The following is a 23,209-nucleotide window of genomic DNA, read 5'->3' on the forward strand; positions in this document are numbered from 1 at the left end:
CCTTATTTGATAAGAAGATACTCTTTCAACTGGTCGTAAGGCAATAATAGTTCTTTAGGGCCGTCAGCATACGAAGCAATTTCGTAGGTGTTATAATATAACAGCAGTCCTTTTGGTGTAAAGAAAATACTTTGCGGAAGGTCAAAGACTTCGTTTTCAAACATCAGTCCTGTTGCGTTTATAGCACCTGCCGGGATTTTATATTTTTTTCGGAATTCCTTTTCGGCAAAAGCCTTAAAGCCGGCTTCATCTTTAAGGAAATCTTTTCGGGTCAATTCTTTTCCGGTTTCCGGATTGAAAAGTAGCGAACGGTTTCCTTCATAACCATGAGCACCGCCGGTGTAGGTGTAATGATGCAATTTGATATTTAGGACTTTGTCTGAGGTATAATCTACTTTGGCATCTATTTTTGCTTCCCAGCCTAAAGTTTCATCAGGAAATTCTTTTTTCAACTCCTCATACGAATTGATAAAGGAGGCCATGATTTCTTCATAAGTCTTTCCGTTGTATGGCTTCTCGCCAAAATAGACAATGCCGCGAACCGTATTAAAGATTTTTTTGTTGATGCTGTCTGCCACTACCGGAACAGCAGAGGCTTCCGGAACCGTTATCTTTACTTCGGCACAAAGGTCACCCTTGCAAGGCAGTGTTGTCTTCTTTTCAAAAGTTTTGGATTGGAAATCAACCGTTTTAAGTTCAGATCCTTCTTTTTTGTCTTTTTGACAGCTTGCAAAAGCAAGCGGTATTGCGATAAATAATAAGAGACGTTTCATGACAGCAGTGTTAATTATTTATAAATATAGCGTTTTTAGAATAAAATTAAAAGGTAAATTTGTCCAAAATATTGATACTTAAATAATCATTTATATGAAATTTAACACTAAAGTGATACATGGCGGGCAACATCATGATCCTAGCACAGGAGCCGTAATGCCGCCAGTTTACCAGACTTCTACCTTTGTACAGTCAAGTCCGGGACAGCCTATTGGAGATTATGAATACAGCAGAGCAGCCAACCCAACGCGCACAGCCTTGGAAAATGCTTTGGCAAGTATTGAAAACGGAGTAAAAGGTCTTGCTTTTTCTTCAGGATTAGCAGCGACGGATTGCGTTTTGAGATCTTTCCAGTCAGGAGATGAGGTAATTGCTATGGACGATTTATACGGTGGGACTTACAGGATGTTTACCAGAATCTATAAAAATTCCGGCATCAAGTTCCATTTTGTGGATATGAATGATTTGGAGAAATTCAAATCGCTAATCAACGAAAACACAAAATTGGTATGGGTAGAAACGCCAACCAACCCTTTGATGAAATTAGCGGATATTGAAGCTATTGCTAAAATAACAAAAGAACATAAACTGCTTTTTGCTGTCGATAATACTTTTGCTACTCCATACCTGCAAAAACCATTGGATCTGGGAGCAGATATCGTTATGCATTCGGCAACAAAATACCTTGGTGGACACTCTGATGTTATTGCGGGTGCTTTGGTTGTAAAAGACGAAGCTTTGGCAGAACAGTTGCATTTTCAGCAATTTGCTACAGGTGCAACACTTGGCCCGCAAGATTCTTTTTTAGTGTTAAGAGGAATCAAAACTTTGCATTTAAGAGTTCAAAGACATTGCGAAAATGGAGCAAAGGTTACGGAGTTTTTGAGTAACCATCCAAAAATAAAAACAGTTTTTTATCCGGGATTGGAGTCACATCCATTCCACGAAATTGCTAAAAAGCAGATGAAGAACGGTTTTGGAGGTATGGTTTCTTTTACTTTCGAGTCAGGAAAAAAAGAAGATGCGGTTCGTTTCCTTGAAAAACTGCAAGTATTTACTTTGGCTGAATCTTTAGGAGGAGTGGAATCATTGGCAAACCATCCGGCCCTTATGACACATGCTTCTATTCCGGAAGATAAAAGAAAAGAAATAGGAATTACAGATGATCTGGTTCGTTTGAGCGTAGGTATCGAGGATATTGATGACTTGATTGAAGACTTGAAACAGGCATTGCAATAAAAAGAAAAGTCCCGATGAAAATCGGGACTTTTTTATTTTAGATTGTATTTTAATTCAAATAATAGATGTAACCAAAGTTTAACCATACCAGCCAGTCATTGGCTTTATTTTCCGGATAACGATCCGGGTTTGGTCGCAATCCGTCAACCCAGTCAGAAAAATAATATTGGAATCTCAAATCTACCATTAAATCCGACATTTCATTTAACTTATATCGGGTTCCAACGCTGGAAACTACAGACCATACGGTTCCTGATTCGTTTTTGAAAGCATCACGATATTTTACAGGAGTATTGATGATTGTTAGTGGGCCGGTTGTTGACTTCGCTTCCGGATTGTAATGACTGAATTGAGCTCCTAAACTCACAAAGGGCGCCCAGCTTCCATTGGAAACTGTAAAATCACGGATGCTTAGCGGATAATATTCAAGCTGCATTCCAATATTGGTAATAGCAGTGCTTCCTCTCATATTTCTTAGTTGTTGAGCAGTAACACTTGTTTTACTGTCATCAACCCATTTTCCAAAGTGCTGCAAATTGGTCTTGCTGTAAGACAATTCAGTTCTCACTTTAAAGTGATCGTTGAAGAATGTCTCACGGGCATAACAGTTACATTCTGCTTTATAAGAAAAGTTAAGGTAGTGAATAATTCCAACCCCAATTCCTGTATTTCCAGCATTTGTACTTAAGTCGTGACGCTCTCCATAGTCTGATTGCAGTGCTACAGGACCCACGATTACACCAATTTCATGCGAAAAGCCAAATTGGGCAAAAGCCGCATTCAGCCCTCCAAAAGCTAATGCTAGAATTAAAAAATAGATTCTGGGCATCTAATCAAATTTAAAGAATTCGAGACAAATATATAAAAACATCAGGCACTTATAAAAAAAAAAGAAAAATAGTTTTTTGCCTCAAAAAATATCATAAAAACTCTAAAAATACCCTGCTAAAAATAGATTTGTTTAAGATTTTCGCATAAAAAAATAAATCTATTGATAATCAAAAAAAAAACTTCACATATTTGGAGAAGATGTATCTTTGTGCTATCAAACGAAAACGTTTTCATTGAAAACGTTAATAACTACTTAATAATCATGTCAGAAAGTATTAACTCTTTTGTTGAAGCAGTTGCTACAAGAAATCCTAATGAGCCTGAATTTCTACAGGCTGTAAAAGAAGTTGCAGAGACTGTAATTCCTTTTATCGAAGAAAATAAAAAATACCAAAACAAGATGCTTTTGGAGAGAATGGTCGAAGCTGAGCGTGTTGTCATGTTCAGAGTAAGCTGGATGGATGATGCCGGAAATACTAAAGTAAACCGCGGCTACAGAATCCAGATGAATTCGGCAATTGGGCCTTATAAAGGAGGTATCCGTTTCCATCCTTCCGTAAACCTGAGTATCTTAAAATTCCTTGCTTTTGAGCAGACATTTAAAAACAGCTTGACTACTCTGCCAATGGGCGGTGGAAAAGGTGGTGCTGATTTTGATCCGAAAGGAAAATCAGATAACGAAATCATGAAATTCTGCCAGGCATTTATGACAGAATTGTCTAAACATATTGGTGATAATACTGACGTTCCCGCCGGAGATATTGGCGTTGGAGGAAGAGAAGTAGGCTATATGTTTGGTCAGTACAAAAGACTTAGAAATGAATTTACAGGTGTTTTGACCGGTAAAGGAATTTCTTTTGGAGGTTCTCTTATTCGTCCTGAAGCTACAGGTTATGGCGATGTGTATTTTGCACAAAGCATGCTTCAGACTAAAGGGCAAAGCTTTGAAGGCAAAACGGTTGTAGTTTCCGGTTCTGGAAACGTAGCCCAATATGCTGCTGAAAAAGCAACACAATTAGGCGGTAAAGTAGTTACATTGTCAGACTCGGCGGGTTATATCTATGATGCAGACGGAATTGATGCTGAAAAATTGGCGTATGTTATGCAGCTTAAAAATATAGATTATGCCAGAATCAGCGAGTACACTAAAAAATATCCAACTGCAAAATATGTGGCTGGAAAACGTCCTTGGGAAGTAAAATGCGATATTGCTTTGCCTTGTGCTACCCAGAATGAATTGGACGGAGAAGAAGCAAAATTATTAGTGGCAAACGGATGTATCTGCGTAGCAGAAGGAGCTAATATGCCTTCAACACCGGAAGCAGTTGAGGTTTTCCAGAAAGCTAAAATTCTTTTTGCTCCAGGTAAAGCATCAAATGCTGGAGGAGTAGCAACTTCTGGTCTTGAAATGTCTCAAAACTCATTACGTTTGAGCTGGACTTCTGAAGAAGTAGACGAAAGATTGAAAAGAATTATGCTTGACATCCATACATCATGTGTGAAATATGGTTCTGACGGAACAGGATATGTTGATTACGTGAAAGGAGCAAACATTGCAGGCTTTGTAAAAGTAGCCGATGCGATGTTGGCACAAGGAGTTGTATAATCGAAAATCCGTTACTATACTATAAAATGCCCTCTAACTGAGGGCATTTTTTTATCTGTTTCAGACATAAAATATATGAAAAGAGAAATATATCCGTTTGTATTATATTTGTATGCAATTCCTATATCGATAATGAAAAAGCAATTCCTAATTTTTCTTTTTTCTTTTTTTGTACAGCTCGCCTTTGCCCAGAACAATCAGTCATGGAAAGGCTATTTTTCTTATAATGAAGTAAACGATCTTACAGAATCAGCTATAAGAATAACAGGTGCGACGCAAAAAAGTTTGTTTTCCAAAAATTTGGCGACTAATGAACTAAAGACCGTAACCACAATCAATGGACTTTCCGGTCAGGATATTACGGCGGTTTATTACAGCCCGACTTTTAATAAAACGATTATAGGTCACGCTAACGGACTGATGCTTATACTTACTGAAAGCACCGGAAATATTTTGATTGTACCCGGAATTCGGGACCAGGCAGGGCTTACGCCAAATAGAAAACGCATCAACCATTTTTATGAATACGAAGGAAAATTATACATTTCCTGTGATTTTGGAGTGGTACAATATAACCTGGCCACGCTTGGATTTGGCGATACCTATTTGCTGGGAACTGCCGGAGATGAAGTCAAAGCATACCAGTCTACAGTTTTAAACAACTTTATTTATGTTGCCACCGCAGAAAGTGGTATCAGAAGAGCGGATCTATCCAATCCAAACCTTAATGATTTTAACCAATGGCAGACTTTTGATAACGGAGTTTGGACAGGAATCGTAACACATAATAATCAGATTGTGGGCATAAGTGCCAATAGAGTTGCCAGATACACCGGGACCACTTTTGCTACCGTAACAAATCTGATGCAACCTGGAATAGATATCAGGTCGTATCAAAATAACCTGATCGTCACCACTCAAAATCACGTTTATACCTATAACGAAAACTTCTCGCAGACAGCCCATGTTGTCAGTACCAGTATTCCGGAAATGACAGCTGTTTTCAATTGTGCCACAGTTATTGACGGGACGATTTATATAGGTACCAAAGAAAACGGGATAGTCTCGACACAAGTTTCCAATACGGCCATGTTTCAGACAATCAAGCCTGACGGGCCGGCTAAGAATAATATTTTTGCAATACAAACAACACCTACAGGAAAACTTTGGGCAGTATATGGCGGCTATAATGTATTTTATGTGCCGGATTTGAGCACAAACGGAATCAGCAAGCTTTCTGAGAATGGCTGGCTTAATATTCCGTATGATGATGTTTTACAAGCAAATTCACTTTCAAGAATTACCATAAATCCATCTAATGAAAACCAACTCTATATAAGCTCTTTCCATTCCGGATTATTGAAAATGGAGAACGATGTAGTCGTGGCAAAGTATGATAATACAACCCAAAATGGACCTGAATCACTTTTCTATGGACCAGATCCAAATTATAAATCAGTCCGTATCAATGGAGCCGGATTTGACAGATCGGGCAATTTATGGTTTAACAATTCGAGGGTTAAGAATGCGATAAAAGTTTTGAATGCTAACGGCTCATGGCAGTCCTATTCTATTGATGGTTTTGCCAGTGGTTATTTAGATCAGGATTACGGACGTATGGCAATTGATAAAAACGGAACAAAATGGTTTGTATCTTCTCTAAACGGAGTTATTGGTTTTAATGAAAATGCCACAGCTAAATTCAGATTGGCAGCTTCAGAAAACGATGTAGGAAATCCGCTTATAAGCAACGCAATTGCCGTAGCCGTTGACAATAGAAATCAACTGTGGATTGGTACCATGCAAGGATTAAGAGTCTTACCAAGTGTTGATCGTTTTATGGGGGAGAGCGATCTTAAAACTAATCCAATTATCATTATTGAAGACGGACTCCCGCAAGAATTGCTTTATGAGCAGTTTATTACAGATATAGTAGTTGACGGAGCCAATAACAAATGGATAGGAACCGCAGATTCAGGTGTTTTCCTGGTGTCTTCAAATGGACAGCAGACAATTCACAGATTTACGAGAGAAAACTCACCTTTGCCAAGTAATTCGATTAACGATATTGATATTAATGCAGTAACAGGCGAAGTGTTTTTTGCAACAACAGCCGGTCTTGTTTCTTTTCAAGGCACTTCAACTAAAGGCAATGACGACCTTTCTCAAGTGTATATTTATCCAAATCCGGTGCGTCCGGAATTTACCGGAACTGTAAAGATAAGCGGCCTGATTAACGATGCCAATATTAAAATTACAGATATTGAAGGTAATCTTGTTTATGAGACTACTTCGGAAGGAGGAACTATTGAGTGGGATACGAAGGCTTTTGGAAAATACAGGGTAGCTTCCGGAGTATATATGGTATTCATTGCTTCTAAAGATGGTTCTGAAACCAAGGTCAAAAAAGTCATGATAATAAGATAAATTACGAATTACAAATTAGGAATTAGGAATTCCATAAGGCTATCGTAATTCATAATTTTAAATTCGTAATTCCAAAATGTTAGTTAAGACAAAAGCCATAGTTATCAGCGCACTCAAATATCAGGAAAAAAGCCTGATTGTGAAATGTTTTACTGAGACTGATGGTCTGAAATCCTATTTTGTCCATAATGCTTTTTCGGGCAAGAATAACAAGCAGAAAATAGCCTATTTCCAGCCGTTGAATATCCTTGAGATTGAGGCGTTGCATAAAAACAAGGGAACACTGGAAAGTTTTAAGGAAATCAAGCTTTGGGCTGCTTACCACACTATACATATTGACATTGTAAAAAGCACAATCATTATTTTTCTTTCAGAAATGTTGCATCACAGCATTCGTGAGGAAGAAAACAACGAAGACCTTTTTCATTTTTTAGAAACGGCTCTTTTATGGCTCGACAGTCATGATGAGATTGCCAATTTCCATTTGATACTACTTTTGGAAGTTACCAAATTCCTGGGTTTTTATCCTGATGCTTCTACTAACGATTATGTTTTTTTTGAAATGACAGAAGGGATTTTTACGCCTTTCCAATCCTTGTCCTGTCTTTCTGTACAGGAAACAGCTCTGTTTAGGAAATTACTTGCTTTGCGTTTTGACAGCAACCAGCAGGTTTTTAACGGAAAGGAAAGGCAGCAATTGTTAAAGATCATTCTTGACTATTACAGTTTCCATCTGGATGGCTTTAAAAAGCCAAAATCATTAGAAGTGCTCAAGGAAGTTTTTTCGTAACGGAATACCCTTTTTGATTTTATAAAACGATCGTCCGGAACGTCAGGTTAACTCTTGGTCGTATTATTTTTTTAGATGGCGGCAGACGGTGTAGCCAATGGCTCTGAGTTTCGTCTTTCATCACCAGCAGGCTTCCGTGTTCCAATTGTACAGAAACCGTGTCTTTTGTCTGCTTGTGTTTGAATGAGAATTTTCGTTCTGCACCAAAGCTTAATGAAGCGATGGTCGTGTTTTTACCCAAAGATTTTTCATCGTCGCTATGATAGGCCATGCCTTCGTTTCCATCATGATATAAATTCAGAAGGCAGGAATTGAAGGACGTTCCTGAAATTTCTTCAGCTAATTTTTTCAATTCCAGCAGTTCTTTCGTCCATGGTAATGCTTGTTTGGTGGTGTTGGAATACGTATACAGGTAATCACTGTCACCATACCAGGCTACTTTTCTTTTTGTTACAATAAGTTTTCCAAAAATGATGGCTTCATCATTCTTCCATTCAATATCGTTAAGCAATCTTTCCAGATACAGTTGTGCCTGGGCATAATTCATGACTTTTCCGTAGTAAATTACGGTTCCGTCATAAGGCAGTAGATTGGCTGTTATGTCATCATTAAATAAATCCATTACTGTTTTTGGTTTTCCAGATTTTATATTTTTCCGAAAGGCAGTGACCGCAAGGTCTGTAGTCATTTTGCAATGCTTCTTCTTCTGAATTGAAGAAAACCCTGTTTTTCCGCAACATTCTTTTTCCGGACTGGCAGTGCAAAGTACCGTAAATTTTCAACTTCTTATTTCCTCCTAAGGTAATTTCCTTTCGTATTATTTTTCTGCGGAGCAAAATAGCTGTAATCTGTTCGTGAGCTATCATAATCAACTTAAGGCATCGTGAAAAATAATACCGAGCGTATGCCGTTTTCCGGAATGCAATTCGCTTACGCCATGTTTCATGTTAACTCTGTAATAGCCTTTTGAGCCTTTGACAGGCCTAAAGTTAGTAGTGAATACCAATGCATCGCCTTTTTTAGGTTTTAGGACGATTGCCTTAGACTGTGCTCTTGGTGTTTGTTGTGTCAATACAAATTCGCCACCGGTGTAATCTTCATCCGGATTGTCTAAAAAAAGAACGGTCTGCATCGGAAAAAAAATATCTCCATATAAATCCTGATGTAACGTATTATGTCCGCCTTTGCCGTATTTCAAAATCAGTACCGTTGGTTTTAATTGATTATTTGCATGGCATAGCGTTTGCAATTCTTGAAAATCAGACGGAAAACGGGAGTTTATGTTCAACACTTTCATCCATAGATTGGCAATGGGTGCTAATTTTGGATAAAGACTTTCGCGTATGTTTTGAATCAGGTCAGGAAGCGGATAATTAAAATATTTATATTCTCCTAAACCAAAGCGATAACGTTCCATAACAACAGTTTTTCGATAGCCGGAAGGATTGTCATAATTTTTAATCAGTTCATTGCACTGCTGTTCTGTAATCAGCTTAGGAATAATGGCATATCCTTTTTCGTTCATGTCATCGTTAAATGCAGCCCAATCATGCGCTGTAAATCTTTCGTGTATGTTTTCCATGGCTTATAGTTTTGTAGCATGTGATTGTGCTGCTTCCCATCCTATGATAGCTGTTTTCCGGGTATTGCCCCACATATAGCCTCCAAAATTTCCACTGGATTGGATAACACGATGACAAGGAATCAGAAAGGCTACAGGATTGTTACCAATGGCTGTTCCAACTGCACGGGATGCTCTTGGTTTATTAATTTTTTCGGCAATCTTGCCATAGGTAGATAATTCTCCCATCGGGATTTTTAGTAATGTTCCCCAAACTTTCAATTGGAAGTCGGTTCCTTTCAGATGCAGTTTTACTTGATGGAGCTTATCCCAATCATGGGTGAAAATATACAAGGCATTTTGCTGTATAAGGTCAAGTTTTTGCTTAAGAATCGCATTAGGGAAATGACTTTTCAAGTCAGAAAAAGATTGTTCTTCATTTTCAGAAAAAGCCATATAGCAGATACCTTTTGGCGTTGAAGCCACGATAATATTGCCAAACGGACTTTCGGCATAGCTGTAATTGATGGAAAGATTTTCGCCTCCGTTTTTAAATTCTCCGGGTGTCATTCCTTCAATCTTGATAAAGAGATCGTGCAGTCTTCCGGTACCTGATAATCCTGTTTCATAGGCAGCGTCAAACAATGTCGTTTCTTTTTCTTTCAGTATGTGTTTGGCATGCTCAACGCTGATGTATTGCAGAAATTTCTTCGGACTGACACCTGCCCATTCCGTAAAAAGACGTTGGAAGTGAAAAGGACTCAAATGCACCTTTGCAGCCACATCGTCCAGATTGGGCTGTTCTTTAAAATTTTCGCGGATATATTCGATGGCTTCTGCTATCCGAATATAATTGATGTGTTCTTGCTCATTCATTTCTTTGAAATTTATGATACAAAGCTAGTGCGAGCCTTGGTGTCCTGAAACCCGAAACTTGCGGATTATTCTTTTTCTCTGGATTGTTTCATGGCTTCGGCAGTAGCTTTTGACATAAAATCGGTACTGTTCTCCAGTTGGTTGACAATCGTATGGAAATCGGTGTCTTTTCGGGTTTGGGACAATTTATAAGTTGCCTGGATTTCTGAAATGATTATTTTGAAACCTATAATTCCGTTTACCTGTCGCATCGTTTTTTCGGAAAGATTTTCTACAGAAACAGGGTGTTCTGAAGCGTGTTCGTAATGGTCAACCAGTTTTTTCAGTGAATCCATCAATTCTTTGCCTTCAATAATCTGAACTTTTCCATAGGCATGTACGGCAATATAATTCCAGGTTGGCACATCTTCTTTTTGGTACCATGAAGAAGAAACATAACTATGCGGTCCGTGGAAAATTGCCAGGACTTCTTCGCCATCTGCAAAACTTTCCCATTGCGGATTGGCTTTAGAGATATGGCTATACAAAATACTATTGCCGTTTTCGTCAAAATCGAGTTCCATCGGAATATGTGTTCCCCACAATCTTCCCTTAGTCTGGCTAACCAATATGCCAAAGCTGTTTGCTTTAATAAATTCCCGGACTTCATCAATGTTTTCATTTTTATAGTGCTGAGGAGTATACATACTTGGTAAAGTTAATTTGATACTTGTTGAGGTTTATTTATCGTTTCAAATGCTTTGTATAGAGAGTTATGCAATATCGTAAGATGGTTTTCTTCTGACATTTTTACAAAGGAAGAAACAAGATTGTCCTTTGATTTTGCCAGGATTTCCGAAAGCTGGAACGCATCGTCTTCCATCTGTTTTCCTTCAGCGCCAACAGCTACAAACACCTGAATTTTTTTGTCTCTCTTTTTTGCCAATAATTCTGGAGCTTTGGCCAATAAAGATTCATCATCCCACCATAGACTCGGACTTATAATGATGTAATTGTCAAAAAGTTCGGGTTTTTTAAGAAGCGTTTCGGTTACAAAAAGCCCGCCTAGCGATTGGCCGGAAATGGTTGAAGTACTGGTACGGTATTGTTTTTTGACATAAGGAATTAGTTCCTTTTCGACAAAACTCAGGAACTTTTCAGAATGACCCGTAGTTGGGAAGTCTTTTTTGTCCTGGACATTGGTTGTTGGAAACGTAAAGTCTCTTTTTCTGTCGACATTGGCTATTCCGATAATAATTGATTCAGGCATTTTTTGAATCATAGTAAGAAATTGCACCAGTCCGGTAACATGAATAAAATCTTCGTTGGCAGAACCATCCAGCAGATAAATAACAGGATAAGCAGCTTTTGGATTTTTATTGTAGCTGTCAGGAATATAAATATTCAGCGTTCGGGTTTCATTCAAAATATTCGATTTGATTTTTTCAATTCTGCCTAAAACAAAAGGTTCGGTTTTTGGACTTGTCTTTTGTGCAAAAGAAGAGCAGGTAATCGCAAAGGAAAATAATAGAGTTAAAAAGGATTTCATAAATTTATTTGGAGTTATTAATTATATTAATGGTCAGGCCATAAAATTCTTCAAAACGAAGTAAGGCTTTTTCAAATTCGGATTCTTGCTTTTTGTCTGGTTGTTCGAGGAATTCATATTCCAGATCGATTACTTTTGGTTTTATTTTTCTTCTCCAGGAACCTATAACCTGTCCGTCAAATAAAAGGGTGTTGTCATATCGGAGTCTTTTTCCGGGTTGTACGGAATTTCTGTGCTGCATCAACGCGTCCCTGTTTTTATATCCCATAATCATTTCATCATAAATAGGAAGCAGTTGTAATTGTCCAAAGCTAGCCATATCCAGATTCATTTTTGGAGAGAAATAATAGGTTTCGGATTCTATTTTTTCTTCTGTCAGTTGTGCTTTGACCATTTCGATTCCTTTTCTACAGTCGGTGAGGCTCAGTCCTGACCAGGTTGAAAAATCTTTGGCTGTTGCCGGGCCATGGCTGATAAAATAACGTTGGGAAAGTTCGGCTAGTGCCTCGTCGCGTTCTTTTTTCTTGACAGAAGGTACTCTTTCTTCAAGCAACGCATACGTAAACTGATTTCCTTGTCTGGCACCGCTACAGATTAAACCTTCGAGTTCCGCTTTCATCATGATGCAGACCAATCGAGTGCCTTCTGCCTGTATATTGTTTTTTAGGAATTCCTGGTTCAATGCTTCACGGGTTAGATGTTTTCCGCCTTCAAGGGCACGTTGCATGATCCTATTGCATTGATTAAAAGTAGCACTGTCCAGTTCCATCTTTCGATACATATAGGTATTTATCGCTTCCACTCTAGGGCCTGTCAGCATCAGCATCCACCGAATATCTTCTGGCGCTACAAAATGCCAGGTAGGGCGAAGAAGATGTGTTCTTAAGATTCTGCCTTCGTTGAGGTCTTTTTCAATATCGGCATCCTTCAAATGTGGCATCCGTATACCAAGCGACCATTTTGTTTGTGCATATTCCTGTCCTTGAATGGCTCCAAAATAGGCTACCACTTCTGGTGCAGATTTTAAATTCGGTTTGGCAATTTGCTGTGAAAGCAACCGGAATTTTGCAATGTCGTGCGGATTCATGAATGTGTTTTTAGGCCAAGCTAATTTACAAAAAAAGTAAAGCTGTCGGTTCTGTTCTATTTTGAGGGAATTCTGTCGGCTAGCTTTGCTTAAAAATAGTAACATAATGGAAACAAAACAGATTTTAGTATTGGGCGCTAACGGGAAAACAGGGAGCCGGGTAGTGGAGCGATTGGAAAAACTTAACTTACCAGTTAGAAAAGGTTCCCGTTCAGCGGTTCCTAAATTTGATTGGGAGCATTCAGAAAACTGGAGAGAAGTATTGGAAGGTATCAGTAGTGTATATATTACTTTTCAGCCCGATTTGGCTGTAGAAGGTTCGGATGATGCGATACGCTTGCTTTCAAGATTGGCAAAAGAAGCGGGTGTTGAAAAACTGGTACTTCTTTCGGGACGCGGAGAAAAGGAAGCTGAGGTATGCGAAAAAATCATCATGGAAAGTGGTTTGAAATGGACTATTGTAAGAGCCAGCTGGTTTAACCAGAATTTTAGCGAAAGTTTTTTCTTAGAACCTATTTTGCAGGGTTATGTTTCTTTGCCTGTAGGAGATATCAAAGAGCCGTTTATTGATGCTGATGATATTGCAGATGTAGTTATTGCATCACTTACTGAAGAAGGACACGATGGAAAGCTTTATGAAGTCACAGGTTCCAGATTACTGAGCTTTAAGGAAGCGGTTGCTGAAATTGCTGAGGTAGTTGGAAGGCCAATTGTTTATGAACAGCCTTCAATGGAAGAATATGTAGCACAGATGGCGGTTTACCAAATCCCAAAAGAATATATCGATTTGTCAACGTATCTTTTTACGGAAGTACTGGACGGTAGAAATGCTTCTATAAGCCATGGAATTGAGGAAGCCTTAGGCCGAAAGCCAAAGGGATTTTCAGAATATGTAAGAGAGATTGCAGCAAGTGGTTTATGGAATTCGCAAACTTGATATTAATTATCAGTAATTGTCTTCTTTGTTTATAAAAAACAAAACGCCGGATCAGATTGTCCGGCGTTTTAAGTATATCTATTTATGTTGAAATTATCAACATAAATAGATATACTTAAAATTTTAGTTTTGTAATTCTAAATTTAAGGAGGGTAAATTAAGATATGTTCCTTGTTAAAAGTCTAAGAATAAGCAATATAATTCCAAAAATTACGATGTGCTTTATTGGTTTAAATGTATTTATTGAGATTTTTTTTAAACTATCGCTATGTTCCTTTATGTTTAATCTTTCAAAAAATAAAAGCCTGAAATATTGAGATACAGAGGGATTAAACCTTATGGTTTTAAGTCCTATACCATTGTTTAAATCTTTAAAATTTTTATAATGTAGCCCCATTATTTTAAAAAAAGTAATCCCTTTTTGGTCTATTAGATAAACTACATTATAACTGCCCTGAATGCCTGTTTCCTGTAAAATAATTTTTCCAGCGCAAGTACTTAAGTCTATTGTTTTTCCAAATGGTCTTAAAATAGAATAATATATTAGACTAGTATCTTGAATAATTATGTGTTTTATATGTTTTAGAAAATTTATTACTATATAAAACAAAAAAACAAAAATTAATAAAATTAAAATGTTACTAATATTCAAAGAGGGTCTTTTTAGTATTCTATGTGTGAAAACTATTGAGCCAAATAATGGTATTATCGTAAAGATACTCCAGAAATAGGCATTCCCTGTAATTTTACTTTTAATCATTTTCTGTTTTTTTACCAAATAATTTTTAGCGCTTAAGATTTTTTTTACTTATGCAATCATACAATTGTTTCACTGTTTTTACTTAAAAATAGATAAGGCGACCTAAAGTCGCCTTATTCTTTAATGAATTAACGGATTATGGTTTTTCAATTTTTAAAAACAATGAAGTAAACATAAAAATCAACGCTATCATAAAATACCACGCAAATGTTTTTTTGTTGTATTGTTTTTTAAATTGTTTAATCAAAATTTTGTATTTATCATCTCTTAAAAATAATTGATAATGAAGTAACATAATTGGTATTATACAATACACTACTATATTTAAAATGAAATTGTATCTCCTATCAGGAATAAAATTTATGATTAAAAATCTAGGCCACCATCGAGTATATAGTTGTTAATGATTAAATAAACAAAAATAGCATATATGGAAGTTGCAAAAGCAAAATAAAACCCTGAAGCAAACTTCCAGATATCGCTCATAAACCCATTATTTTGTGCAGTATAAATTGAACTAATCATTATTTTGTAGAATATTTTTTTCATTTTTTATTGTTAGTCATCATTTTTTTTCTGCACTTTTGATTTTTTCCATTCTTCCGTAATTATTTTTTCTAATTCTTCAAAATTAATCTTTAACGGACTTGACGCTATTGAAATGGGTGAGCCATACTTCTCATAAGTTCTTTGCATTGATTTTCTAGCAATAAAATTATTGGCTCGAGCTATATACTTGTTGGGTTGTTTTACATATACGATTAAAATTTTGGTTGAAAGGATTTCTATTTTCTCAAATCCTTTTATATCATCCCACCCTATTAAACCTATATTTGCAGAATTTGAATTGTCTATAATGCCTGCTTGATTAATTATTAATCCGGGTCTTGAATCAAAAAACTTATAGACTACTAAGATTAAACTTGGACCAAAAAAACACACGCCAATAATTCCGATAACTTTGATGATTAGTGGATTTCTAAAAGTTGTAGTTACAAGGTCTTCAGGTCTTATGATTCCCCAAATACCAAAAACTAGGAATAATATACATGCTAAGAATAATAAGGCTAGTTTTTTTTTGCTTAAATAAATTTTCATAAAATATTAATAATAAGATTTGACAGCTTGTTCTCCAATATAACCGCCTGAAGAACTTCCGATAAGGCCCCCTATAAAAGCTCCTACTATTGCGCCAGGAACAGCTCCAACTCCAAAAAATGAAGCGCCTAGGGCAGCACCAATTGAGGCGCCTATTTCGGCGCCTGCCCATCCACCAGCTAATGAACCAGCAGTATTACCCGTTGCAACTTGACTATTATAACCAAATCGACCACCATCTTGTTGATAACCATTATGAATATTAATACCTCCAACAACAAGTGAGCCTAATAAAGCACCACGGCCAGCCCATTTATAGTTGTTTGCAGCTTTTAAAGCCCCTGACCGACTACCTGTATATTGGTTTCCACCCCACGAACTTTTATAGTATTTTCCATTTTTTCCAAGCCACTGATTTTTTGGAGCGACTGTGGTTTCCAAAGCACCAAAAGTTCCACCGGTGATATCTAGTGCTAAACCAATATTATTCAAGTCTATTGGAGTTGCATAACCTGAACGGTCAGAAAAAAAACTTGTAAAGCTAGTACCTTTTATGGTATAAAAGACTGTTGCTCCATCTTCCGTATCGTAAGCTATTTTAAAATTACCATTTTCATATCCAAAGGTATAACCATTATTGTCAATTTCCCAATAACCTCTACTGTTATTATAAGATACGGTTGCGCCCGTCAGACCATAAGTCTGTATATGATCCATGGCGGCTTGTTTTGTTTCAAAAAGGCCGGTTGGGTCAGCCCAGAATACCGGATTATTATAGGCAAAACGATAAGGGCTTATGCCGGGAGCCAATTCACTCAAAGCATCCAGACTATTAAATCTTCCCAAAGCATTATCATACTGCCTGAAGTCCATAGCCGTCATATTGAGCCCCAATTCCTCTTGGAATTCCTTTCCATTGAACTTGTAATTGTAGGAATACGGAAACGGGCAGTCCGGGCAGAATTCTATGACTCCACCGCCCATCCTGTCGTACATCCTTTTGGTGGTATTGTAGTTCTTGTGGGTAAGTCCCAGCGGATAATAGTTGTTTTCTTCCAGAATGACCACCTGTCCCGATACTGGGTCTTTTGTGTAGCTAAGCCTGATGTTGCCCAGATGGTCCTTGTAATTGTAGATGTAATTGTATACTGATCTTCCACCTTCTCTTCCTGATTTCACATATCCTTCGGCAGTATGGATAGCTTCCAGTATTCCATTGGCATAGTCGAACCCATCCAGATATTCTTGTATCTTGACAGGCTTCGGGCTTTCGGTCACGGTCTTCCTTAATTTTTTTCCGACAGCATTGTAGAGGTACTCTATTGTTGCGGCACCTTCACCAAAGCTGATGCTTATGGGCAGGTTTAGGTGGTTGTATGTTATATGGTCGATGTTCTTGTTCTGGTCGGAAACCATGTTCCCGCTCGAATCGTAGGCATAGTCGTCTTCCGAGTCATTCGTCCCGTCGCTGTCGTCCCTGAATCCGGCCGGGTTGTTGGTATGGTCGGTTACCTTGGCTACCCTGTTGGAATTTGGCAGGTAGGCATAGTCCAGGTCGTCGACCATCATGGCCACTACGGCATCGTCAAACTCCCCATAGCGCTGGAGCTTCCTTATGTTTCCGTTCTTGTCGTACTGCTGGCTTTCCCTGTAGGAATCAGTGGCCGACACGGTTTCGGGTTTTTGGTAGGAAGCGGAGGCGAGCCTTCCCATGCTGTCGAATTGGTAGGCGTACTTGCGGAGCATGTTGTCGTTGGCCGTCCTCCAGTAGGTCTCAGATATGTTCCCGTTGAACTGTGGCTGCGTTGCCTGTGGGTTCTCGTAGCTGATACTGAACGCAAACAGGTCTGCAGGATCCCCCGGCTTTGCAAGCGCTCCGGTATCGTTGATCCCCTTGAGCCACCCACGCACGTTATAGGAATAGTCGACCTTCTGCAAAGGCGCAACAAGGGCGGATCCGCCTTTTTTGGTAGAGATGAGCTGCCCCAGCTCGTCGTAGGTATTCCGTGAGAGCAGTTCTGTGGCCCTGTTCCCGACCTTGTGGCTGCGGGTGAGCAGCCGGTCCTGGCTGCTGTAGGTGAAGTCTTCCCTTACCGTGACCAACGATCCGGTAGTAGTGCGGTTGTGCCCGGTTACCGTATAGAGCGCCTTTCCTGAGAAGTCAAGCTTCGTGTCGGCCTGAATATATCCCCCGAGGTAGTTTGAGATACGGGTACGTATTGGCCTTGCCTTATGGTCGTACAGGGTATAGGAGAGCTCCCCGGCTGTAGCAACGGATGTTTCCGTAACCCTTGTCCAGGAACCTGTCGGCAGCCCCTTTGGGAGTACCGAAAGGTTGTAATGTACGGGCTGTCCTTCCACGTCTGGAAAGCTCGTTGGAGCTGCCGGGAAATCATAGCTGTCATAGTAGTTTACGGTCAGCATGTGCCATCCGGAACCGGTAGGCCATGCCTGGTTGGTATATCGGAATGCCACACCACCGACATTATTATCGGAAACCGTCTTGGTTTCGCTCAGGTTTGTGGTCTGGGCGTTGCGTGCCGCCTGCAAAGTATTCCTGTTAATACTGGTCACGGTGGCCTGCATCCATCCGGTATAGGCGATGCGCCCGAACATGTCGTATTTGGTAAACAGCCACCCTACGGCACCTGCCATGTCACTGAAAGGAGAGCGGGCGGGTCCAGTGGCTATCATACGGTCCAGATTGTCATAGACGATAAACTCCCACTGCTTCCCGGGAAGCTTCTTTTCCACAAGCCTCTTCCGCTCGTCGTATCGGTACTGGTAGCAGAGGCCTTCCAGGTCGGCCTTGGAACCGCTCCCGTTGGAAAGTGGAGGCATCACGAAGGCGAGGTTCCCGTAATCGTCATAGACATAGTAGGTCTCGTGCCAGCCTTGGGCCGATACGCCGTTTACGATGGAGGAGCCCCAGGTCCTTTTCATGATGACCTGCCCTTCCTTGTTCTTGAACTCCTGTACGGTATTGCTGTTCCCGGCTGTCCAGTTCTCGTCCTTTACCACCGTCTTGTAGAGCGTCCCTGCCGGGTAGGTCCCCTGCTGTGACAGCGTTACGGGATAGTAGCCTCCCGAGAGGGCGCCGTTGGTTGCCCTGTAGAGCCTTACGGCATCGTCTGCCGAATTGGAAAGGTACTCGGTGCGTATGGTATGGTCGGGGTCTGCAGGTAATGCAGGCATCTTCCATGTGTTGCCGGGTGCTGCCTGCTTTAGCGGCCTTCCAAAAGGCGAGGCCTCGAACATTTTTTCGATGTACGGGTTTCCGGTAGCCTCAAAGTCAGGGTTCCCAGTCAGGGAGATGCTCGGCGAGGCATAGAATGTTAAGGCATCGGTCGCTGCCGCAGGGTTGTAGTCCAGGGTAGGGGACTGGCTCACGAAAGGAAGGTATTCCCTTGCCTGCCTGCCCGATGCGTCATATTCGACATGGGTCACTATGTCCTTTCCGGTACCGGACATCTGGTGGGCGCGCTGCTGAATCGGGCGACCCAGCCCGTCATAGTAGGTGATGGAGACCGCCGGCCTTCCGCCCCCGGCTTCCCTGTAGGTGGTCGTTTTCGTATAGTTCTGCGTTGCGGTCTGTGCCATTGCGGCGGCAGAGGCGAGGACCAGCAGCAGGAATGTCCTGAATATTTTGGCTGTATGTCGTATCATGGCTGTCATGTTTTAGGGTCTGTAATTGTATTGGTTCTCGGTCAGCGTGTTCCCGTCCCTGTCCTTCACGGACTTGGACCTTCCGAAGGAGTCATATTGGTAGTAGGTCCTTTCGCCTTTCGGGTCTATGGTTGCGGATACCCCGACCAGCGGCTTATAGGAATATCCCGTCATCATGGCTCCGGAGGCCGTTGCGCTGATACGCAGGTCTTCCAGGGCAGACAGAAGTGAAGCCTCATTGTATGTCGCACTGTCAGAATAGCTCTGTACAGCTGCCATTAGGCTTTGTGGGATGCTTCCGTAGGCCATGTTCTCTATCTTGGCTACCATCTGCGTGTTGTTGTAGCCCCATACGTAACTTGTCTTTATCCCGTTTGGCTGCTCGCTCTCCAGCAGGTTGCCGAACTCGTCATAGCGGTTGAGCTTTGCCTTGGCTACAAGCGGTGCGCTTCCCGTTGAGGCAGAGACCACGGAAGGAAGCCAGGACACGTTACCCGGCCAGGTGTTGGAATAGTCGGTCTTGCTGGTATTGACCAGGTTCCCGTTCCTGTAGTCCTCGACCTTCTCGATTTCGGATATCCTGTTTTTTGACAGGGGAGAGTTGCCCGTATGGTAATAGTATTTGGACATCAGTACTTCCCCGGCTGAAGTGGTGGCGGTCTTTGATTCCAGGCTCCTGTTGATATCGTCATAGTAGCCGTAGGCTGTGGTCTTCACTATCGGTTCGGAATTGGCTGGGTAGTATGTGGTGGTCTCATTGCTGAGCCTTGACCTTCCTACCCTGTCTCTGACCGTCCTGTTCTCAAGGTAGCTTATCTGGTTGCTCTCGCCAAAGAAGGCATACTCGTAGCTCGTATTCTGCACCACGGTACCGTTCCTGTCATAGGACTTCTTGTTTTTCAGAAGGCCGCGCTTGTAGTCAATGGACTGGCTGGCCGTATCCCCGATGTCGATAGTGCCGAGAGGGTAGTCGGCAGAGGAAGAGAAGGTGTATTCCGTCTTCCCGTTGTTCCCGCTTTCGGTCACCGTCACGTTGCGGTAGCCCACGAATTCCACCTGGCCATACTTGTCGGAAAAGTTCATGTAGCTGTCGGCCACCAGGTTTCCGCTGCTTCGGTTGGGCTCGTCAAAGAGGTTGTAGGAATACCGGGTTTCCTTTGCGGGTACGTATTGCTGAGGAAAATAGTTGGCTTCCTGTCTGAAAAGGTTTGCAGGAGCGTCGGTATCGAAATAGGCGATCCTCTTGATACGCCTTCCCCCGCCGTATTTCCATTTCTTTACGTCAGGGTTCCTGCGCATCGTGCTTATTGTCCTGTAGGCACTGTAGGTGCCGCCAAACGGGCCCATGGTGATATGGTGCAGCCCAGAATTCAGTGCAAACGGCCTTCCTATTCCCATGTTTTCAAGGTTGTAGGGCCTGTAGATAGGCAGGTTTGTTCCGGGGCCTGACAGGTCTACCAATGGGTAGACCCACGTAAGGCTGAGGTCGCTGAAATATTTCTCCGGGCGTACCGATATGTAGACCGTCTGTGGGCTGTCCAATGTAAATTTGGAAAGGCTGCCAACCCATCCGCTGGCAATTTCCTCCACGATGTGGTTATAGGGAAATGTGATCTCGTAGTCGTCATAGTTGTAATAGAAATCTGGATCCTCGATGTAGCTGCCCCCGGAGAAGAGGGTCTTTGATATAGATTCCCCACCGAAGAAGGAGTAGGTATTCGACTCGTACTCATACAATATAGATCCTCCTGTAGGCAGCCCTATCTTTTCTAGAACACCCCTGGTAATTACATTTGGGTTGACTGCATTGGCGAGATATCCTCCCTCTGCCTGGTAGCTGTCTTCATAAAGGATGTAGGGGATGTAGTTAGGGTATCCGAACTTGTCTATTGTAATAATACCGTGCAGGTCATCATAATTTCCATATATTCCGTCGCTGTAATAGAAGCGGTATTCCTCGTTCTTGGTCTGTATGGGGTCCCTGAACACCAGCTTGTCAGGGTCACTAAAGTCAATCCTCTTGACGATATTTGATTGGACGTCAGAAAGTACGATTTCTTCTGCTCTTTTTCCTTCAAAACGTGACGAATAGACGAACTGTGCCTTCCCGAAACCTTCAGACTGAATCGCGTCCGTTATGTTTGTATATTCTTTTTTGTCCGAACCGGGTGCCTGATAGAATTTCTCGGTATAGGTAATCCCTACAAGCTTCTGCCCGTTGTTGTCATATATGGCCGTCAGGTGGAAACTGGTCCGTGTTTCCTGGGTAATTTGGGGCATGCCGGGTTTCGGAACTATATTTTTGTCGTATACGTCAAAGACATATTTGTATCCCTTGGTGTCATAGGCGGTAAAGGAGTTTAGGCCTCCTGTTGTGGGGTTGCCGCTGGCTTCTATCCTGATGTACTGCCCCTTGTTCGCGAGTATGGTTTGGGAGCCGTCAGGCCTTGTCAGTGTGGTAAACGATCCCGAGTATCCCATGAAGCTGAACTTGTAGATGTCCCTTACAAGCTGCAGGTTGTTGGAATAGCCAAAGTCGTTGCCCCTGAACTCAAAGGATGAATTTTCTATGACGCGGGTGATGGTGCCCCCGTAGCTGATATTCCATGCGCTTCCCGAAGGGTGGTACCTGTAGGTCATGTCGATGGAGATGTCCTTGCTTCGTGTAGGAAGCGATAGTAGGGGTATGGATACGTCAGGCACGCCAGTGTATAGGCTGACCGGTACGTCGTCGAACTTGAACATGGCTGAGGTTTCTTTCGACAGGCTTCCGGAACCGTACTCCAGTGTGGCTGGCTGTTCCTGTGCATTTGAGGCAATTCCCAGCCCCATAGCCAAAAGTGCATATATTTTTTTCATGTGTAGTGTATTTTATTGTTTGTTAATGGCCTTTACGACCTTCACCGAGTCGTTCTGCACGTTGGTTCGTATCTCTATGATATAAATCCCTTCAGGCATTCCTCCCAAATCGACAGGCACGGTTCTGTCCGTAATGTCGAAGTGCTGCAATTGCCTTCCGGAAAGGTCGTAAACGGTAGCGGTTCCCTTTTGGAATTCGTAGCCTACAATTATGTTGGTGTAGTGCAGGGTAGGGTTTGGGTAGGCCTCGATAGGGTTCTTCTTTTCTTCCTTCTTTTTCTTGTCTTTCAATTTTACGACCCAGAAGTCGTTTCTTCCCTGTCCGGAATATCGGTCGCGTGAAGGCGATCCTATTGATGTCCCTGCCAGGATATAGCCGCCGTCTCTGGTCTCTATTGCCTTTCGCAGGATGTCCTCGCCTCCGCTTCCCACGGTCTGTGTCCACTGTTCCTCTCCCTTGTCGTCTGTTTTTATGGCGATATAGTCGTTGATTCCCTCACGGTCTTTTTTCTTGGTAACATAGGTTTCGCTCTGAGCATGCCCTCCCAGGAGAAGTGATCCGTCCTTACTTTCCTCTAATGAGGTTAGCAGGTCAGCCTTTCCGATATCATAGGTCTTCTGCCAAAGTATCTCTCCGTAAGCATCTACCTTTAACAGCCAGAAGTCGGTGCCCTTGCCGTTGGATGCATTTTTGTTTCCTGTGGTTCCCGAAGCAGAGCTTCCCGCTAACAGGAAATTACCGTCTTTTGCCTGCAGTACTGCCTGCAGTTGGTCGTCTCCCTCTCCGCCGTATACCTTCTGCCATTCCAACCCGCCCTTTGCATCGAGCTTTATGACCCAGTAGTCTGACATTCCGTAGCATTTCTCAGTTTTGTTTCCTGATTCGGGCGAGTTGGATGATCCTCCCAGAAGGTATCCCCCGTCGCGTGTCTGCACGGCACTGCGGAGCTGGTCGGCGTACTGTCCTCCGAATGCCTTCTGCCATTCGACCTTTCCTTCGGAATCGAGCTTCACGACCCAGTAGTCCAGGTTGCCGAACCCTGCCTCGGACTTTCCGAACGGATCGGGCTGTCCCGCGATGATCTTCTCGCTTTTTGCAGAGCTGGAAGAACCTGCAAGGAGATAGCCTCCGTCTGAAGTTGGCACTATGCTCTGCAGGAGTTCCTGTCC

At 41.6% G+C, this 23,209-nt stretch carries 19 protein-coding genes and 1 pseudogene; 5 read left to right on the top strand and 15 right to left on the bottom strand.

All coding sequences use genetic code 11. The features are described 5' to 3' along the window. Nucleotides 1-2: 2 nt before the first annotated feature. Nucleotides 3-773: a PdaC/SigV domain-containing protein gene (locus ABH942_RS15410; RefSeq protein ID WP_370033508.1), complete on the bottom strand. Its 771-nt coding sequence runs from the start codon at nt 771-773 to the stop codon at nt 3-5. A gap of 94 nt (nt 774-867) precedes the next feature. Here ABH942_RS15410 and ABH942_RS15415 point away from each other — a divergent pair, with 94 nt between their 5' ends. After that, the gene (locus ABH942_RS15415; protein WP_370033510.1) at nt 868-2,013 is read left to right on the top strand and encodes a cystathionine gamma-synthase; all 1,146 of its coding nucleotides are present in this window, start codon (nt 868-870) and stop codon (nt 2,011-2,013) included. A 49-nt stretch (nt 2,014-2,062) separates the two neighbouring features. On the opposite strand, the gene ABH942_RS15420 is transcribed toward ABH942_RS15415, so the two are convergent. Further along, the gene (locus ABH942_RS15420; RefSeq protein ID WP_370033512.1) at nt 2,063-2,842 is read right to left on the bottom strand and encodes a glutamate dehydrogenase; all 780 of its coding nucleotides are present in this window, start codon (nt 2,840-2,842) and stop codon (nt 2,063-2,065) included. 264 nt (nt 2,843-3,106) lie between these two features. On the opposite strand from ABH942_RS15420, the gene gdhA reads away from it, so the two are divergent. From gdhA to recO, 3 genes are all read left to right on the top strand, one after another. Then, nucleotides 3,107-4,450, top strand: coding sequence for an NADP-specific glutamate dehydrogenase (gene gdhA, locus ABH942_RS15425; protein ID WP_370033514.1), 1,344 nt, complete (start codon nt 3,107-3,109; stop codon nt 4,448-4,450). Nucleotides 4,451-4,525: 75 nt separating this feature from the next. Next, nucleotides 4,526-6,877 carry a T9SS type A sorting domain-containing protein gene (locus ABH942_RS15430; protein ID WP_370033516.1) on the top strand — a complete coding sequence of 784 codons (2,352 nt, stop codon included), beginning with the start codon at nt 4,526-4,528 and terminating at the stop codon, nt 6,875-6,877. Between the two features lie 76 nt (nt 6,878-6,953). Further along, nucleotides 6,954-7,667, top strand: a complete 714-nt coding sequence (gene recO / locus ABH942_RS15435) for a DNA repair protein RecO (RefSeq protein ID WP_370033518.1) — start codon at nt 6,954-6,956, stop codon at nt 7,665-7,667. Between the two features lie 19 nt (nt 7,668-7,686). Here the strand turns inward: recO and ABH942_RS15440 are convergent, their stop codons facing one another. The 7 genes from ABH942_RS15440 to ABH942_RS15470 form a co-directional block, all read right to left on the bottom strand. Continuing rightward, nucleotides 7,687-8,289: an alpha-ketoglutarate-dependent dioxygenase AlkB gene (locus ABH942_RS15440; RefSeq protein WP_370033520.1), complete on the bottom strand. Its 603-nt coding sequence runs from the start codon at nt 8,287-8,289 to the stop codon at nt 7,687-7,689. Continuing rightward, nucleotides 8,276-8,533, bottom strand: a complete 258-nt coding sequence (locus ABH942_RS15445; protein WP_370033522.1) for an Ada metal-binding domain-containing protein — start codon at nt 8,531-8,533, stop codon at nt 8,276-8,278. Before ABH942_RS15445 ends, ABH942_RS15440 begins: the two co-directional genes overlap by 14 nt. A 2-nt stretch (nt 8,534-8,535) precedes the next feature. Further along, nucleotides 8,536-9,249, bottom strand: a complete 714-nt coding sequence (locus ABH942_RS15450; protein ID WP_370033524.1) for a 2OG-Fe(II) oxygenase — start codon at nt 9,247-9,249, stop codon at nt 8,536-8,538. Nucleotides 9,250-9,252: 3 nt separating this feature from the next. Beyond that, entirely contained in the window at nt 9,253-10,104 is an 852-nt protein-coding gene (locus ABH942_RS15455) for a bifunctional helix-turn-helix domain-containing protein/methylated-DNA--[protein]-cysteine S-methyltransferase (RefSeq protein ID WP_370033526.1), read from the bottom strand. 65 nt (nt 10,105-10,169) lie between these two features. After that, entirely contained in the window at nt 10,170-10,790 is a 621-nt protein-coding gene (locus ABH942_RS15460) for an FMN-binding negative transcriptional regulator (RefSeq protein ID WP_370033528.1), read from the bottom strand. 11 nt (nt 10,791-10,801) lie between these two features. After that, on the bottom strand, nt 10,802-11,632 hold the full coding sequence (locus ABH942_RS15465) for an alpha/beta hydrolase (protein ID WP_370033530.1): 831 nt from the start codon (nt 11,630-11,632) through the stop codon (nt 10,802-10,804). A 4-nt stretch (nt 11,633-11,636) separates the two neighbouring features. Next, the gene (locus ABH942_RS15470) at nt 11,637-12,719 is read right to left on the bottom strand and encodes a winged helix DNA-binding domain-containing protein (protein WP_370033532.1); all 1,083 of its coding nucleotides are present in this window, start codon (nt 12,717-12,719) and stop codon (nt 11,637-11,639) included. 106 nt (nt 12,720-12,825) lie between these two features. Between ABH942_RS15470 and ABH942_RS15475 the strand changes: the two genes are divergently transcribed. Then, complete coding sequence (locus ABH942_RS15475; RefSeq protein WP_370033534.1) at nt 12,826-13,656, top strand: NAD(P)H-binding protein; 831 nt, start codon at nt 12,826-12,828, stop codon at nt 13,654-13,656. Nucleotides 13,657-13,813: 157 nt separating this feature from the next. Here ABH942_RS15475 and ABH942_RS15480 read toward each other — a convergent pair whose 3' ends face one another. The 6 genes and pseudogenes from ABH942_RS15480 to ABH942_RS15505 all read right to left on the bottom strand — a co-directional run. After that, a complete protein-coding gene (locus tag ABH942_RS15480; protein WP_370033536.1) occupies nt 13,814-14,416 on the bottom strand; it encodes a hypothetical protein in 603 nt (200 codons plus the stop codon). 558 nt (nt 14,417-14,974) lie between these two features. Then, the gene (locus ABH942_RS15485; RefSeq protein WP_370033538.1) at nt 14,975-15,514 is read right to left on the bottom strand and encodes an STM3941 family protein; all 540 of its coding nucleotides are present in this window, start codon (nt 15,512-15,514) and stop codon (nt 14,975-14,977) included. A 6-nt stretch (nt 15,515-15,520) separates the two neighbouring features. Further along, nucleotides 15,521-17,425 carry an RHS repeat-associated core domain-containing protein gene (locus tag ABH942_RS15490; RefSeq protein WP_370033546.1) on the bottom strand — a complete coding sequence of 635 codons (1,905 nt, stop codon included), beginning with the start codon at nt 17,423-17,425 and terminating at the stop codon, nt 15,521-15,523. Nucleotides 17,426-18,724: 1,299 nt separating this feature from the next. After that, nucleotides 18,725-19,189 (bottom strand): annotated as a pseudogene (locus tag ABH942_RS15495) (DUF6443 domain-containing protein); the annotation flags it as partial. Nucleotides 19,190-19,192: 3 nt separating this feature from the next. Further along, the gene (locus tag ABH942_RS15500; RefSeq protein ID WP_370033540.1) at nt 19,193-22,039 is read right to left on the bottom strand and encodes a hypothetical protein; all 2,847 of its coding nucleotides are present in this window, start codon (nt 22,037-22,039) and stop codon (nt 19,193-19,195) included. Nucleotides 22,040-22,051: 12 nt separating this feature from the next. Beyond that, the coding region (locus ABH942_RS15505; protein ID WP_370033542.1) for a T9SS type A sorting domain-containing protein at nt 22,052-23,209 on the bottom strand (1,158 nt) is incomplete at its 5' end.

It is taken from the genome of Flavobacterium sp. 28YEA47A (genome assembly GCF_041262125.1).
Taxonomy (GTDB): domain Bacteria; phylum Bacteroidota; class Bacteroidia; order Flavobacteriales; family Flavobacteriaceae; genus Flavobacterium.